Source organism: Nocardia fodinahabitans, assembly GCF_052983615.1.
Map to the genome: position 1 here is coordinate 820036 of NZ_JBRJJC010000001.1, position 13953 is coordinate 833988.

Below are 13953 nucleotides of genomic sequence, written 5' to 3' on the forward strand. Positions count from 1 at the left end.
TCGCCGCACAACGGCAACGCGCCGACCTCCTGTAGCCGAGGAAGGGCCATCATGTCGATTGCGCTACAACGTTTTTCGAACTTGATCGCCGCGATATACGCCGCCGGCAACGACCCGGACCGATGGGACTCGGTGATCGGGGAGATCACCGACACCTTCGGCGCGGTCCACGGGTTTCTCGTCATCGCCGATCCGGCCGTCGACCGGTTCGAGATCAAGACCTCGGGGGCAGGCGGCCCGCCCGACCTGCCGACTCAGCTCGAGCACGTCGCCGAGCGGGTGCAACAGCTACCGGTCGGCCGCACCGCCACCAGCGACGACCTGTTCGCCGGACCAGGACACGACAGCTCCCACGCCGACCCCATGAGCGCGAACGGCCTGTCGAACAGCTTCCTGGCCCGGCTCAGCGACGACCGCCCGTCGTCGTGGATCTGCCTGACGATGCCCGACCACCAGTCGATCAGCGGGCATCCCTCCGGCCTGGCGCTGCTGCGGGTGCTCGTGCCGCATCTGCGGGGGGCGCTGCGCACACAGTCCAGAATGGTCGAACTGTCGCGGGAGCGGGCCTTCGCGCTCGCGACCCTGGAGCAGGCGCACTACGGAATCATGATCGTGACCACCGACGCGGCCCTGGTGTTCGCGAACTCGATGGCCGAGCGGATCACCCGGCAGTCGGACGGGCTGTCGGTGGATACCTTCGGCTGTCTGCGGGCGGCGTCGCCCACCACGCAGAATCGGCTGCGCAAGCTCATCGACCGGGCCGCGGGCCCGGACTACCGCAGCGGGAACGTGGCGGTCGCGCGCGATTCCGGCCGCAAGCCGCTGGTCCTGCGGGTGTCCCCGCTCGACGGCATCGCCGGCGACGGACTGTGGCACCGCGCGGTGCTCCTGCTGGTCGCCGATCCGGACCACGACCCGGAACCGGCGCCGGCGGCACTGCACGATCTGTACGGCCTGACCGATGCCGAGACCATGGTCGCGATGGGGGTCCTGCGCGGCGACGGCTTGCCCGCCGTCGCCGATGAGCTCTCGGTCTCGGTATTCACCGCCCGCACACACCTGCAGCATATTTTCGCCAAGACGAAAACACATCGGCAGGCCGAATTGGTTCGGCTGTTGTTGACCACTGCCATTTCCGCGCAGTAACTATTTCGCGGATCAAATCGGATGAAATCCCGCACCGATACCGCCCTGCGCGTCGACGTCGGCGAGAACAAGCGAGAAGTTCGCACCGACCTGGGGACCGATACACGGCAGCCCGATATAGCCGTTGACGATGGCGACGAGCGTCGTACCGACGACGACGGGCGCACCGGAATCACCGACGATCACGCAGATCTGCGTCAATGTCCACGAGGCGCCACCGAAGACATCTCCATAGACCAGACCGCAGGTCTGCCCTGTTGTTCGTCCCTCCTTGCACGCGACAGCCGGGAACTGCGCGGGCACTCCGACGTCGGTGATCGTGGTCGAACCGACCCGGTTCACCGGGATCACCGAACCCGCGTCGAAGGCGATGACCGCGTAGTCGAGATCGCTGCCCACCAGCTCGATCGTGCCGACGTTTCCCGCCTCGGGATCGGCCTCCGCGGCCACTCCCATGCCCGCACCTGCCGCGGCACAGTGCGCCGCGGTGAAGCCGACCAGCCGACCGGCTCCATCCCACCCGATCGTCGTGAGCGTGCAGGTCGAGCCGTCGTCGAGGACGATGCCCGATCCGCCACCGAGCGTCACCGGGGCAGCTCCCTGCGCCGTCCCGACCGCGCCGGTGCCCCAGATCAGCAGCAGTGCGGCGGCGGCAGTCCACCACCGACCCCATGTCGAAGGGACACTCCCGCGCTGATGTGCGGGAGTGCCCTCATGGCTCCTTGTTTTCGGCATCTGCGTGTCAGACCACGCACACCGGGAACAAGATGGGAACTGTGATCAAGACGATGCCGCACGCGAGGAAGGCACCGGGGATCGTGATGAACGGTGACAACACAACGGGCTCGACCTGAACCGGTACCGGTGCGACGGGGGCGGGGTCCGCCGCGGGTGCTGCGCCGGCGACACCGGCACCTAGAGCGATCAGCGGTGCACACGCGAGCACCGCGACGGTTGAACGAATCTTGTACATGGCCATTCCTTAGACTGTCTCCCACATTTGTCGTGCCGACTCCATGACGGAATCGCCACCCTTTAAAGGACAGCACCGACGGCCCGGAATATCGTCGTACGAACAGATGAGATCTAAAAGGGCCGCTTGGATCGGATCACAGCTGCGAGGTATTCGTAATCCTCGGCCCGCGCGGATGACCCCCGATAGGCGAGCCCGATCGTGCGGCCCGGCACGGGATCGGCGAAGCGCGCGATGTCGAGGGTGGCGCGCGCGGTCTCGGTGGCCACGGCCATCTGCGGGATGAGGGTCACCCCGAGACCGCCCGCGACGCACTGCACCACCGTCGTCAGCGACGCGGCGCGGGTGTCGCCGACCGCGCCGGGGTGCACCTCGGCGGTGCGGCACAGCTCGAGGGTCTGGTCACGCAGGCAGTGCCCCTCGTCCAGCAGCAGCAGGGGCAGGTCGGCCAGCGCTGGCACGGCCAGATCGGCGCGCCCGGCCAGCTCGTGCCCGCGCGGGGTGACAAGCACGAATTCCTCGGAGTACAGCGGGATCTCGACCAGACCCGGCGCTTCGGTGGGCAGCGCGAGCAGCGCGACATCGAGCACGCCCGTGCGCAGTCCGTCGAGCAATCGGGCGGTCTGGTCCTCCACCACCTGGGGCACCAGGGTCGGCATTTTCCGGCGCAGCTCGGGCAGCAGCTCCGGCAGCACGTAGGGCGCGACGGTCGGGATGATGCCCATCCGCAGCACCCCGCCGAGCCCGTCGCCGGTCGCCGAGGCGACGAAGCGGTCGGCCGCCTCCAGGGTCGCCATCGCCTGCGGCAGCAACCGCATCCCGGCCGCGGTGACCAGTACGCGGCGAGTACTGCGCTCGATCAGCTGCAGCCCGAGTCCGTTTTCCAGTGATGCCAGTGCCTGCGATAACGTGGGTTGGCTCACAGTCAAACGCGCTGCGGCGGTACCGAAATGCCGGTATTCGGCCACGGCGACGAACGCACGCAGCTGCGACAGGGTTGGCTGATAAGTCTGATCAGTCACGCCTATCAGTGTACGACGAGCGATCGGCTTTACCTTTCAGTAAGCTTCGGCAAGAATCACCACGAGCTCACACGATGAGCGCCAACACCACGAATGAGGAGACGCGTAATGGCTCTGCTGACCATCGGCGACCAGTTCCCGGCATACAACCTCAAGGCCGTCATCGGAGGTGACCTGTCGAAGGTCGACGCGCAGCAGCCCGACGATTACTTCACCCAGATCACCAGTGACGACTACGCGGGCAAGTGGCGCGTGGTGTTCTTCTGGCCCAAGGATTTCACCTTCGTGTGCCCCACCGAGATCGCGGCGTTCGGCAAGCTGAACGACGAGTTCGCCGACCGCGACACCCAGGTCCTCGGCGCCTCGGTCGACAACGAGTTCGTGCACTTCCAGTGGCGGGCCCAGCACGAGGATCTCAAGACCCTCCCCTTCCCGATGCTGTCGGACCTCAAGCGTGAACTGGCCACCGCCACCGGCGTTCTCAACGCCGACGGCGTCGCCGACCGCGCCACCTTCATCGTCGACCCGAACAACGAGGTGCAGTTCGTCTCGGTGACCGCGGGTTCGGTCGGCCGCAATGTCGACGAGGTGCTGCGCGTGCTCGACGCCCTGCAGTCCGACGAGCTGTGCGCCTGCAACTGGAAGAAGGGCGATCCGACCATCAACGCGGGCGAGCTGCTCTCGGCCAGCGTCTGATCCACCTTTCCCACCGAAAACCCAGAGGAGCCCCACTGTCATGAGCATCGAGAACCTGAAGAACTCCCTCCCCGAGTACGCCAAGGACCTCAAGCTCAACCTGTCCTCGATCGCGCGCACCACGGTGCTCAGCGAGCAGCAGCTGTGGGGCACCCTGCTCGCCTCGGCCGCCGCGACCCGCTCGGCGACCACGCTGCGCGAGATCGCCGAGGAAGCCGCCGACGTGCTGTCCGCCGAGGCCTACGAGGCCGCGCTGGGCGCCGCGTCGATCATGGGCATGAACAACGTGTTCTACCGCGGCAAGGCGTTCCTGGACGGTCGCTACGACGACCTGCGCGCCGGTCTGCGGATGAACATCATCGGCAACCCGGGCGTCGACAAGGCCGACTTCGAGCTGTGGTCGTTCGCGGTCTCCTCGATCAACGGCTGCGCGCACTGCCTGGAAGCGCACGAGAAGACGCTGCGTGAGGCCGGTGCGTCGCGCGAGGTGATCTTCGAGTCGCTGCGCGCGGCGGCCATCGTCGCCGGTGTCGGCCAGGCGGTGCAGTCCACCGAGGCCCTGGCCCCGGCCGCCGTCTGAGCGAGCGCCGTCGCGGCCCCCGACCGGTTTCCGGTCGGGGGCCGCGGTCGTTTCCCGAGGACACGACCGGGCCGCACGATCCCGTCGGGCCCGCGTACCGGCCGGTAGGCTCGCGATCATGAACGCACATGATGTGCCCGATGCCCCGGACATCCAGGTCGAGGTCGTCCGAGTGTTCACCGATCCCGCCGGGCAGCTCGGGAACGCGCTCGGCATCGCCAGGGCAAGCGATGTCGTCGCGCTCGACAAGCAGGAGCTGGCCGCACGGCTGGGCTTCAGCGAGACCACCGTCGTGCAGGACCCCGTGAACGGGGTCGCCGACGTCCGGATCTACACGCCCACCGTGGAGTTGCCGTTCGCCGGGCACCCGAGCGTTGGCACCGCGTGGTGGCTGGCCGTGCAGCGCACGCCGGTACATACCCTGCAGGTGCCGGCCGGACCGGTCGCCGTCACCCAGACCGACGGCCTGACCTGGATCACCGCCCGCGCCGAGTGGGCACCGGATTTCACCTTCCACGAGCTGGCCTCGACCGAGGAGCTGGCGCTGCTGCGGCCCGATGACTTCATCTCGGGCCAGCACTACTTCTGGACCTGGACCGACGAGCCGCGCGGCGCCCTGCGCTCGCGAATGTTCGCCCCCGCCATGGGGATCACCGAGGACGAGGCGACCGGCGCGGCGGCGGTCGCGCTCACCGCGCAGCTGCGCCGCGGTCTGGTGGTGACCCAGGGACAGGGTTCCCAGCTCTATACCGAATGGGATTCCGATGGCTGGGTGCGCCTCGGCGGCCGGGTCGCCGAGGACCACGTCGTGGTGCTCTGAGCTAGTTCCCGAGCGGCCCGCCGAAGCGGCGCAACCAGGGTGGCCGGCTGGTCCACTGCCCGCGCCGGGGTGTGTCGGGGCTGGTCAGGTCGGCCAGGATCCGGGTTTCCAGATGCCGGGGCGGGGTGCGCTGGTCGTCGGCGGCCAGGCGCGCGAGCACGTCGTGCACGCCGCGGACCCGATCGGCGAACTGGGCGAGGCCGGCCGGGGTCATGGTGGCCAGCTTGTTCTCGATGTGATGGTGTTCGAGTTCGGCGACCGCGTCGAGGGCGTAGGCGTCGGCGAGGGCGAGCAGCGAGCCCGGTGGGCACCAGGATCGCGCGGTGCCGACGCGGATGGTCCGCTGCTCGCCCAGCCGCTCCACGCTCTCGGCGAGCAGCCGGGTGACGGCGGGCACCCGCAGGCCCAGTTCGCGGCCGATCGCCCGATAGGTGCGCCCGCCGTAGTAGGCGAGCACGAAGACCTCGCAGTGACTGTCGAGCGGGTCGGCGAAGCCGAGCCGGGCCGAGGCAGCGAGCCAGGGCATGTCGTCGCGGTCGTGGCGGTCCAGCCGCAACCGCTGGACCGCGAGCCGGTGGACCTGGGCGAGCAGCCAGGTCTGCTCGGCGCTGAACTCCGGTTCGCCGCGCCCCAGGTAGGGGGCCAGGATTTCCGGTTCGGGTACGGGCGGGCGGTCGCCGCCGACCCGGGAGCCGTCGCTGCCGTAGACGGCGCCGCTGCCGAAACCGGTGTCGCGCCGCTGCCCGCCGACGAATGCCGAACGGCCCCACGGTGTCCCGAGATCGGGACCGGGGGTTGGGTCGTCCGCGAGGTCGATCGGCGGCGTCGGCGTCTCGGCGTCGACCGTCCACGGTGTCGCGCGTAGCCGTCGATATCCCTCGCGGACAACGTCTTCGGCCGCGCCCCGCCGGTGCAGCACCCGCAGCGCGAGTCCGAAGGCCGCGGCACCGGTGGCCCGGAAGAGCGTGCGCAGCGCGTCGCGGTCGTCGGGCGCGGAGGGGAGGTCGGGGACGGACCGCTCGACGCCACCGGCCGCCGGGTCGGGACTACGCTGCCGGTTCATCGTCGAATTCCTGTCCACACAACGGCAATTCGCAGCGCGAGCGGTTGTGGATCGGTATTCACCGCCCGATCGCGGCGATCAGCATGAAGCTGGTACCGATATCCATCACCACATGGGGGATCAGCGCCGAGGTCAGCGGATGGGCGCCGGCCGGGTGGACGAACCGGTGCGGGCGCGGGCCGTGACCGACGGTGCCGAGCGCGAGCAGAGCGTCCAGCGCGAACAGCGCGGCCAGGGCCAGCGCGGGCCCCCGCGCCGGACCACTCGCGTGCTCGCTGCCGTGTCCGGCCATCGCGTAGAGCATCGCCGCGGCCGCCACGGTGTGGTAGCCCAGTGCCGGCACGCCCTCCGCTCCCGCCGTGGCGCCGGTACGCCAGCCCACGACGCGCTCGGCCAGCAGGATCGCGAAGGCGACGGTGAGCGCGGTGAGCACGCCGCGCACGGCCAGCGGGTGGGTCGCGGCGGGGAACACCAGCATCGCCAGCATCATCAGGCACATGAGCAGGTGGGCGCTGTCGGCCGCCGCGTCGACCCGATGGGTGGGTGCCACCCGGCCGATCAGCCGCCGCGCGACGATGATCGTCGCGAGGACGAACGCGGCGACCACCGGCCACCGCACGAGTGCATAGTGCTCAACGAATTCGGCCACACCCCACCACCTTCGAGTCGAGACCCGCGCTCCCATGCTCGCATCGACCACGGTGCCCGCGGGCGCGTTTGCCCCCAGGTGAGATCATCGCCGAGTGATGACGGATCATGGACCGATGTCCGACGCACACTCCGTGGCCTCGGCGCAGGCATTGCGCGTGACGGTCGACGACCTCTCCGGCACCCCGATCCGCGACCTGCTGACCGGCCACCACACCGAGATGGCGGCCAACTCCCCCGCCGACAGCATGCACGCCCTCGACCTGGCCGCCCTGCGCGATCGGGCGGTCACGGTGTGGAGTGCCTGGGCGGGCGACGAGCTGGCCGGATGCGGTGCGCTCAAGGAACTCGACGCACGCCACGGCGAGATCAAGTCCATGCGTACCGCCGACGGGTTCACCGGCCGTGGCGTGGCCGCGAGCGTGCTCGCCGCCATCGTCGCTCAGGCACGGCAGCGCGGCTACACACGGCTGAGCCTCGAGACCGGGTCCAACGAGTTCTTCGCGCCCGCGCGCCGCCTCTACCTGCGGCACGGTTTCACCGAGTGCGCGCCGTTCGCCGAGTACGTCCGCGATCCGCACAGCCAGTTCTTCACCCTCGCGCTCGGCTGACACGCGATGTCGACAGCACCGGATCGGTATCGCTGAGCCGACGGGGCGCCGGCCGCGACGATCAGCCCAGGGCGCGGGTGAAGCCCTCGACCAGCTCGGCGACCTGGGCGTCGGTCATCACGAACGACGGCGAGATCTGCATCGCGCCCTGACCGGCGGCGCGGCCCGAGACGCCGTGCTCGCGCAGGGATTTCACCAGCCCGGGCCCCTCGGACGGGTCCACCAACTGCACGGCGGCCACCGCGCCCAGCCCACTGCGCACCTCGGCCACGCGCGGGTGCTCGGCCAGCGGCGCGAGCAGCGTGTGCAGCGTGCGCTCCAGCCGGGCCGCCTCCGCCAGCAATCCTTCGCGTTCGACGATGGCGAGGTTGGCCAGCGCCGCGGCCGCGGCACCCGCGTGCCCGCCGTAGGTGTAGCCGTGCCGCCACCAGACGCCACCGGCGAAGAACGGCTCGGCCAGGTGCGGTGCGATGAAGACCGCGCCCATCGGCAGATAGCCCGAGGTCAAGCCCTTGGCCGTGGTCACCAGGTCGGGTTCGAGCCCGAACTTGGTGGAGGCGAACCAGGTACCGCCGATCCGGCCGAACCCGGTGACCACCTCGTCGGCGACGAACAGGATGTCGTGGTCGCGGCAGATCTGCCGCACCTCGGCCAGGTAGCCCGGCGGCGGCAGGTAGACCCCGCCCGCGCCGATGATCGGCTCGCAGAAGAACGCCGCGATCTGCTCGGCGCCGATCTCCTCGATCAGGGCGAGCAGCGATTTTGCGTCGTCCCATTCGACGGTGCGGGTGTCGGCGACGAGTTCGCCGTAGCCCTCGCGGTTGCCGGCCAGGCCACCGATCGAGGTGCCCGCGTAGTGCATGCCGTGGTAGGCGAGGCGGCGGCCGACCAGGATCTTCTTGTCGGCGCGGCCCAGCTCGTGCCAGTACCGGCGGGCCAGCTTGGCGGCGGTCTCCACCGAGTCCGAGCCGCCGGAGGTGAAGAAGATCTTGCTGCCCGGCACCGGCGCGATCTGCGACAGCTTCTCGGCCAGCTCCTGGGTCGGCGGTTCGGTGAGGTCACCGAAGTTCGAGTAGTGCGCGATGGTGCGCAACTGCTCGGCGACCGCGTCGGCGATCTCGGCGCGACCGTGCCCGACATTGGCGAACCAGAGCCCAGCGGTGGCGTCGAGGTACCGCTTGCCCGCGGTGTCGTAGACGTAGGCACCGTCGCCTCGGGCGACGACGAACGCACCGTCACGAGTGACGGCGCCCATATCGGCGAATCCATGCCAGAGCGCATTCATGGCTCCACACATACCCGACCCGGCCGGGTAGCGCGCGCCGGACTCACCGATGTCTCAGTCCTCGGACCGGCGCTCCCGCCACCACGCCGGCAGGTCGCCCAGCGACGCCATGGCAACCGCCAGCGCCGCGAAGACCAGCGTCAGCACGACCAGGCCGATGGTCATCGACAGGTACCCCTGCTGGCGCGGATCGAGGAACGGGTAGGGATACCAGTCGACGATCGGCCCGCGGATCAGGCTGTACACGCCGTAGAACAGCGGGAAGATCAGCCACTGCCCGATCAGCTGCGGGCTGGGCCGAAGCCGCTGCGGCATCGCGACCAGCAGCCAGTCCAGCAACAGCACCAACGGTAGATACCGGTGCATGACGTCGTTGATCCACTTGTCGTTGAGCATCACGTCGATCCGCGACAGCAACACCGCGTACACGACCATCGTGATGAGCATGTAGAGGGTGGCCGCGCCGCGGAACAGCTGCCAACCGCGACTCTGCGGCGCGATCAGCCCGCCGACGAGCAACACGATCACGCCGAGGATGTTCGATTCGATGGTGAAGTAGCTCAGGTAGTTGGCGAGCGAGAACGTCGCGGAATCGATGTTGCGCAGCGGAATCCACAGCAGCGCGACCACACCGAGGATGCCGAACCCGATCCGCAGAACCCTGATCCACCACGCCGTGCCCACCGCTGCGCTCATGCCGGGATCATCGCACGCACCCACCGCGAAAACGCCCGTCTACGGTGTCGCGTCGCCGCATCGACCGCGACCGGACCGGACACGCGCGGGCCGACGACGCCCGCCGACGGTGTGTCGTTGGTCTCCGCCGCACCGGCCATCGACGGCGCGACGGGAAAACCGGTGGCGGCCTTCGCTAGGCTGGTAGGCGCAATGACCAGGACAGCTAGCACCGGTACCCGCGCGCTGCGCACCCGCCTGGCGGAGGTCTCGCTGCGCGACGAACACCGGCTCCGGCGCAAGCTCGACCGGTCGCGCCCCGAGAACCTGCCCGCGCTCGAGGCGGAGATCGCCGCCGCCGAGACCCGCGTGGCGAATCGCCGCGCGGCGGTTCCGCGGATCACCTATCCCGAACAACTCCCGGTGTCCGCGCGCCGCGACGACATCGCCGCCGCCATCGCCGCGCACCAGGTCGTGATCGTGGCCGGTGAGACCGGATCGGGCAAGACCACCCAGATCCCGAAGATCTGCCTCGAGCTCGGCCGCGGCGTCCGCGGCACCATCGGCCACACCCAGCCGCGCCGGCTCGCCGCGCGCACGGTCGCCGAGCGCATCGCCGAGGAACTGGGCACCGAACTGGGTGACGTGATCGGCTACACCGTCCGCTTCACCGACCAGGCCTCCGACCGCACGCTGGTCAAGCTGATGACCGACGGCATCCTGCTCGCCGAGATCCAGCGCGACCGGCTGCTGCGCCGCTACGACACGATCATCATCGACGAGGCGCACGAACGCAGCCTCAATATCGACTTCCTGCTCGGATACCTGAAACAGCTGCTCCCCCAGCGCCCCGATCTCAAGGTGATCATCACCTCGGCGACCATCGATCCCGAGCTGTTCGCCCGCCACTTCGCCGACGCGCAAGGCACGCCGGCGCCGATCGTCGAGGTGTCGGGCCGGTCGTATCCGGTCGAGCTGCGCTATCGCCCGCTGTCGCTGGAGCTGCCCGGCGCCGAGGACGACGACGAGGACACCCGGGTCGTCGACCGCGACCCGACCGACGCCATCGCCGACGCGGTCACCGAATTGTTCGCCGAGGGCGACGGCGACGTGCTGGTGTTCCTGTCCGGCGAACGCGAGATCCGCGACACCGCCGACGCCCTGCGCGACTTGAAACTTCCCCGCACCGAGATCGTGCCGCTCTACGCGCGCCTGTCGGCGGCCGAGCAGCACAAGGTGTTCGCCCCGCATACCGGCCGCCGGGTGGTGCTGGCGACCAATGTCGCCGAGACCTCGCTGACCGTGCCGGGCATCCGCTACGTGGTCGACCCCGGCACCGCCCGCATCTCCCGCTATTCGATGCGCACGAAGGTGCAGCGGCTGCCGATCGAACCGGTCTCGCAGGCCTCGGCGCGGCAGCGCTCCGGTCGCTGTGGCCGGGTCGCCGACGGCATCTGTATCCGGCTGTACTCCGAGGACGATTTCGAGTCCCGGCCCGCGTTCACCGAGCCGGAGATCCTGCGCACCAACCTCGCCGCGGTCATCCTGCAGATGACGGCGCTGGGCCTGGGTGACATCGAGAGCTTCCCGTTCGTCGAGGCACCCGATCGCCGCGCCATCCGCGACGGCATCGCGCTGCTGGAAGAGCTGGGCGCGCTGGCCCACGGCAGCGCGAAAGCGGTGGACGGCGCAGCGGATTCGGGCGGTCATCTCACGCTCACCCCGATCGGCCGGGAGATGTCGCAGCTGCCGGTCGATCCCCGGATGGCGCGCATGCTCGTCGAAGCGCACCGCAAAGGGTGCCTGGACGAGGTACTGGTGATCGTGGCGGCGCTGTCGATCCAGGACGTGCGCGAGCGGCCGGTGGAGCATCAGCAGGCCGCCGACACCCAGCACGCGCGATTCACCGTCGACGGCTCGGATTTCCTGGCCTACCTGCGCCTGTGGGACTACCTGACCGAGCAGCGCAAGTCGCTGTCGTCCAACCAGTTCCGCCGGATGTGCCGCGAGGAGTTCCTGCACTACCTGCGGATCAGGGAGTGGCAGGACCTGCACGGCCAGCTGCGCACCATCACCCGCGGGCTGGGCTGGAACGCCGGAGGCGCATTCCGGGAGACCTCCGACGCGGCGATCGAGGACGGTGCGGGCCCGAACCGGGGCCGTCGCGGTCGAGGACGCACCGACCGCGAGTTACCGCCGTCGGCCGCCGAGGCCGGGTCGGGCGAGCGGTCGTCGGCGCGACAGCACGGCGGCGCTTCCCGACGCGGGCGCGGTAAGGACGCGGCGCAGCCGGAGCGGCGTTCGGCGGCCGGTACCGCTGCGGCGAAAGGCGGTCGCGGAGCGGCGGATTCGGCGGCGGCGGAGGCCGAGGCGGCGATGCCGTGGCCGAGCGCGCAGATCCACCAGTCGCTGCTGGCGGGCATGCTCTCGCATATCGGTGTGCGCGAGGCGGAGTCGCGCGAGTTCCTCGGCGCGCGCAACGCGAAGTTCATGATCTTCCCCGGGTCCTCGCTGGCCAAGAAGCCGCCGCGCTGGGTGATGGCGGCCGAGCTGGTGGAGACCTCGCGGCTGTGGGGCCGGATCGCGGCCAAGGTGGAACCCGAGTGGGCGGAGCGGCTCGCCGGCGATCTGGTGAAACGCACCTACTCCGAACCCCATTGGTCGTCCAAGCGCGGCGCCGCGCGGGCCTACGAGCGGGCCACGCTCTACGGCGTGCCGCTGGTCACCGGCCGTCCGGTCGACTACGGCCGGATCGATCCGGAACTGTCGCGCGAACTGTTCCTCCGGCATGCCCTGGTGCAGGGCGAATGGCAGACCAGGCACGGCTTCTTCGCGCGCAACCGCGCCCTGATCGACGATGTCGCCGATCTCGAGCACCGCGCCCGCCGCCGCGACATCCTCGTCGACGACGAGGTGCTGTTCGAGTTCTACGACCAGCGCATTCCCGCCGACATCGTCTCGGTCCGGCACTTCGACAGCTGGTGGCGCAAGGCCGAACGCACCGATCCCGCCCTGCTCGACTTCTCGACCGAGACCGTGGTCAACGCGGGCACCGCCACGCTCGATCCGACCGATTTCCCCGACGCCTGGCGTCAGGGCGAGCTCGGCTTCCCCCTGACCTACCAGTTCGAGCCCGGCCAGGACGACGACGGCGTGACCGTGCGCATCCCGGTCGAACAGCTCGCGCACGTGCGTGCGGTCGGCTTCGACTGGCTGGTCCCGGGTATGCGGGAGGAACTGGCCGCCGCGTTCATCAAGACCCTGCCGAAGACCTTGCGCCGCCAGGTCGTTCCCGCGCCCGACTTCGCGGCCGCCGCGCTGCGCGAGCTGGTCCCCCGCTCCGAGCCGTTGCGCACCGGGCTGGCCAGGGAGCTCTCGCGGCTGGGTTCGGTCACCATCACCGCCGACGACCTCTCGCCCACCGCGCTCCCGGATCATCTCCGGATGACCTTCGCCGCCGTCGACGGCCGGGGCACCGTGCTCGCCAAGTCCAAGAACCTCGCCCAGCTGAAAACCCAGCTGGCCGCGCAGGTGTCGGCGTCGGTCGCGCGGGCCACGGCAGGCGCCGAACGGGCGCCCGCCACGGTGTGGACCTCGGAGTCGCTGGGCTCGGTGGCGCCGACGGTGCGCCGCGAGGTGGCCGGGCAGACCGTCACCGGATATCCGGCGCTGGTCCCCGAGGGCGAGGGCGTGGCCGTGCGGGTGCTCAGCTCCCCGGCCGAGCAGGCCGCCGCCATGCGCGCCGGGGTGCGCACCCTGCTCCTTGCCGCGATCCCGACCTCCACCCGGGCCGTCACCGCCGGGCTGCCCGCCGCCGACCGGCTGGCGCTGAGCCAGAACCCCGACGGATCGCTGGACAAGCTGGTCGAGGACTGCCGGGTCGCCGCCGCCGACGAGCTCATCGCCGCCGCGGGCGGACCGGTGCGGACGCCCGAGGAGTTCGACGCGCTGGTCGCCACCGTTCGGCCGCAACTGGCGGGCGCGGTCACCGGGCTGATCCGGGCCGTGGCGCCGGTGCTCTCGGCCGCGCATCAGGCTCGTGCGGCACTGGCCGACACCACCGAGGCCGATATCGCCGACGATGTCCGCCAGCAGCTCGACGACCTGCTCTTCCCCGGATTCGTCGCCGAATGGGGGCGGGCCAGGCTCCGCGAACTCCCCCGCTACCTGCTCGCCGCGGCGCAGCGGCTGGAATCACTGCCCGGCTCGGCCGTGCGCGATCGCCAGGGCATGGTCGAGGTCGACCGGATGCTGGCGGCTTACGACAAGCTGGTACGCGGCCTGTCCGAGGGGCGCAAGCACGCCCGCGACGTCACCGAGATCTGGTGGATGATCGAGGAACTGCGGGTGAGCCTGTTCGCGCAGAAGCTCGGCACGCCGTACCCGGTGTCGGTCAAGCGGATCGAGAAGGCGATCGGCGCGATCCGGCGCTGA

General features: G+C 70.0%; 13 protein-coding genes. 6 read left to right on the top strand and 7 right to left on the bottom strand.

Annotated elements, in window-relative coordinates; translation table 11 throughout:
• The first annotated feature begins 81 nt into the window (after window positions 1-81).
• Window positions 82-1146: a helix-turn-helix transcriptional regulator gene (locus NV348_RS04030; RefSeq protein WP_447145764.1), complete on the top strand. Its 1065-nt coding sequence runs from the start codon at window positions 82-84 to the stop codon at window positions 1144-1146.
• 12 nt (window positions 1147-1158) lie between these two features.
• Here the strand turns inward: NV348_RS04030 and NV348_RS04035 are convergent, their stop codons facing one another.
• The 3 genes from NV348_RS04035 to NV348_RS04045 form a co-directional block, all read right to left on the bottom strand.
• Window positions 1159-1788: a chymotrypsin family serine protease gene (locus NV348_RS04035; RefSeq protein ID WP_447150924.1), complete on the bottom strand. Its 630-nt coding sequence runs from the start codon at window positions 1786-1788 to the stop codon at window positions 1159-1161.
• A gap of 100 nt (window positions 1789-1888) precedes the next feature.
• Window positions 1889-2125 (bottom strand): hypothetical protein, encoded by a 237-nt coding sequence (locus NV348_RS04040; protein WP_447145765.1) that lies wholly within the window; start codon window positions 2123-2125, stop codon window positions 1889-1891.
• 107 nt (window positions 2126-2232) lie between these two features.
• Complete coding sequence (locus tag NV348_RS04045; RefSeq protein ID WP_447145766.1) at window positions 2233-3141, bottom strand: hydrogen peroxide-inducible genes activator; 909 nt, start codon at window positions 3139-3141, stop codon at window positions 2233-2235.
• A gap of 108 nt (window positions 3142-3249) precedes the next feature.
• Between NV348_RS04045 and NV348_RS04050 the strand changes: the two genes are divergently transcribed.
• The 3 genes from NV348_RS04050 to NV348_RS04060 all read left to right on the top strand — a co-directional run bounded on the left by NV348_RS04050 (window position 3250) and on the right by NV348_RS04060 (window position 5237).
• A complete protein-coding gene (locus NV348_RS04050) occupies window positions 3250-3837 on the top strand; it encodes a peroxiredoxin (RefSeq protein ID WP_189024058.1) in 588 nt (195 codons plus the stop codon).
• Between the two features lie 40 nt (window positions 3838-3877).
• Complete coding sequence (ahpD, locus tag NV348_RS04055) at window positions 3878-4417, top strand: alkylhydroperoxidase, AhpD family (protein WP_447145767.1); 540 nt, start codon at window positions 3878-3880, stop codon at window positions 4415-4417.
• A 118-nt stretch (window positions 4418-4535) separates the two neighbouring features.
• Complete coding sequence (locus NV348_RS04060) at window positions 4536-5237, top strand: PhzF family phenazine biosynthesis protein (protein WP_447145768.1); 702 nt, start codon at window positions 4536-4538, stop codon at window positions 5235-5237.
• 1 nt (window position 5238) lies between these two features.
• Here the strand turns inward: NV348_RS04060 and NV348_RS04065 are convergent, their stop codons facing one another.
• Entirely contained in the window at window positions 5239-6300 is a 1062-nt protein-coding gene (locus NV348_RS04065; RefSeq protein ID WP_447145769.1) for an RskA family anti-sigma factor, read from the bottom strand.
• Between the two features lie 58 nt (window positions 6301-6358).
• Window positions 6359-6949 carry a DUF5134 domain-containing protein gene (locus NV348_RS04070; protein WP_447145770.1) on the bottom strand — a complete coding sequence of 197 codons (591 nt, stop codon included), beginning with the start codon at window positions 6947-6949 and terminating at the stop codon, window positions 6359-6361.
• A 115-nt stretch (window positions 6950-7064) separates the two neighbouring features.
• Here NV348_RS04070 and NV348_RS04075 point away from each other — a divergent pair, with 115 nt between their 5' ends.
• On the top strand, window positions 7065-7559 hold the full coding sequence (locus NV348_RS04075; RefSeq protein WP_447145771.1) for a GNAT family N-acetyltransferase: 495 nt from the start codon (window positions 7065-7067) through the stop codon (window positions 7557-7559).
• 61 nt (window positions 7560-7620) lie between these two features.
• Here the strand turns inward: NV348_RS04075 and NV348_RS04080 are convergent, their stop codons facing one another.
• Window positions 7621-8844, bottom strand: coding sequence for an aminotransferase family protein (locus tag NV348_RS04080; RefSeq protein ID WP_447145772.1), 1224 nt, complete (start codon window positions 8842-8844; stop codon window positions 7621-7623).
• A 54-nt stretch (window positions 8845-8898) separates the two neighbouring features.
• A complete protein-coding gene (locus tag NV348_RS04085) occupies window positions 8899-9540 on the bottom strand; it encodes a Pr6Pr family membrane protein (RefSeq protein ID WP_447145773.1) in 642 nt (213 codons plus the stop codon).
• Window positions 9541-9732: 192 nt separating this feature from the next.
• Between NV348_RS04085 and hrpA the strand changes: the two genes are divergently transcribed.
• Window positions 9733-13953 (top strand): ATP-dependent RNA helicase HrpA, encoded by a 4221-nt coding sequence (gene hrpA / locus NV348_RS04090; protein ID WP_447145774.1) that lies wholly within the window; start codon window positions 9733-9735, stop codon window positions 13951-13953.

Bases quoted from the DNA above. Each gene is read 5' to 3' on its own strand.
- NV348_RS04040 (WP_447145765.1), bottom strand. From the start codon at position 2,125: ATGGCCATGTACAAGATTCGTTCAACCGTCGCGGTGCTCGCGTGTGCA.
- NV348_RS04050 (WP_189024058.1), top strand. From the start codon at position 3,250: ATGGCTCTGCTGACCATCGGCGACCAGTTCCCGGCATACAACCTCAAG.
- ahpD (WP_447145767.1), top strand. From the start codon at position 3,878: ATGAGCATCGAGAACCTGAAGAACTCCCTCCCCGAGTACGCCAAGGAC.
- NV348_RS04060 (WP_447145768.1), top strand. From the start codon at position 4,536: ATGAACGCACATGATGTGCCCGATGCCCCGGACATCCAGGTCGAGGTC.
- NV348_RS04065 (WP_447145769.1), bottom strand. From the start codon at position 6,300: ATGAACCGGCAGCGTAGTCCCGACCCGGCGGCCGGTGGCGTCGAGCGG.
- NV348_RS04075 (WP_447145771.1), top strand. From the start codon at position 7,065: ATGTCCGACGCACACTCCGTGGCCTCGGCGCAGGCATTGCGCGTGACG.
- NV348_RS04080 (WP_447145772.1), bottom strand. From the start codon at position 8,844: ATGAATGCGCTCTGGCATGGATTCGCCGATATGGGCGCCGTCACTCGT.
- NV348_RS04085 (WP_447145773.1), bottom strand. From the start codon at position 9,540: ATGAGCGCAGCGGTGGGCACGGCGTGGTGGATCAGGGTTCTGCGGATC.
- hrpA (WP_447145774.1), top strand. From the start codon at position 9,733: ATGACCAGGACAGCTAGCACCGGTACCCGCGCGCTGCGCACCCGCCTG.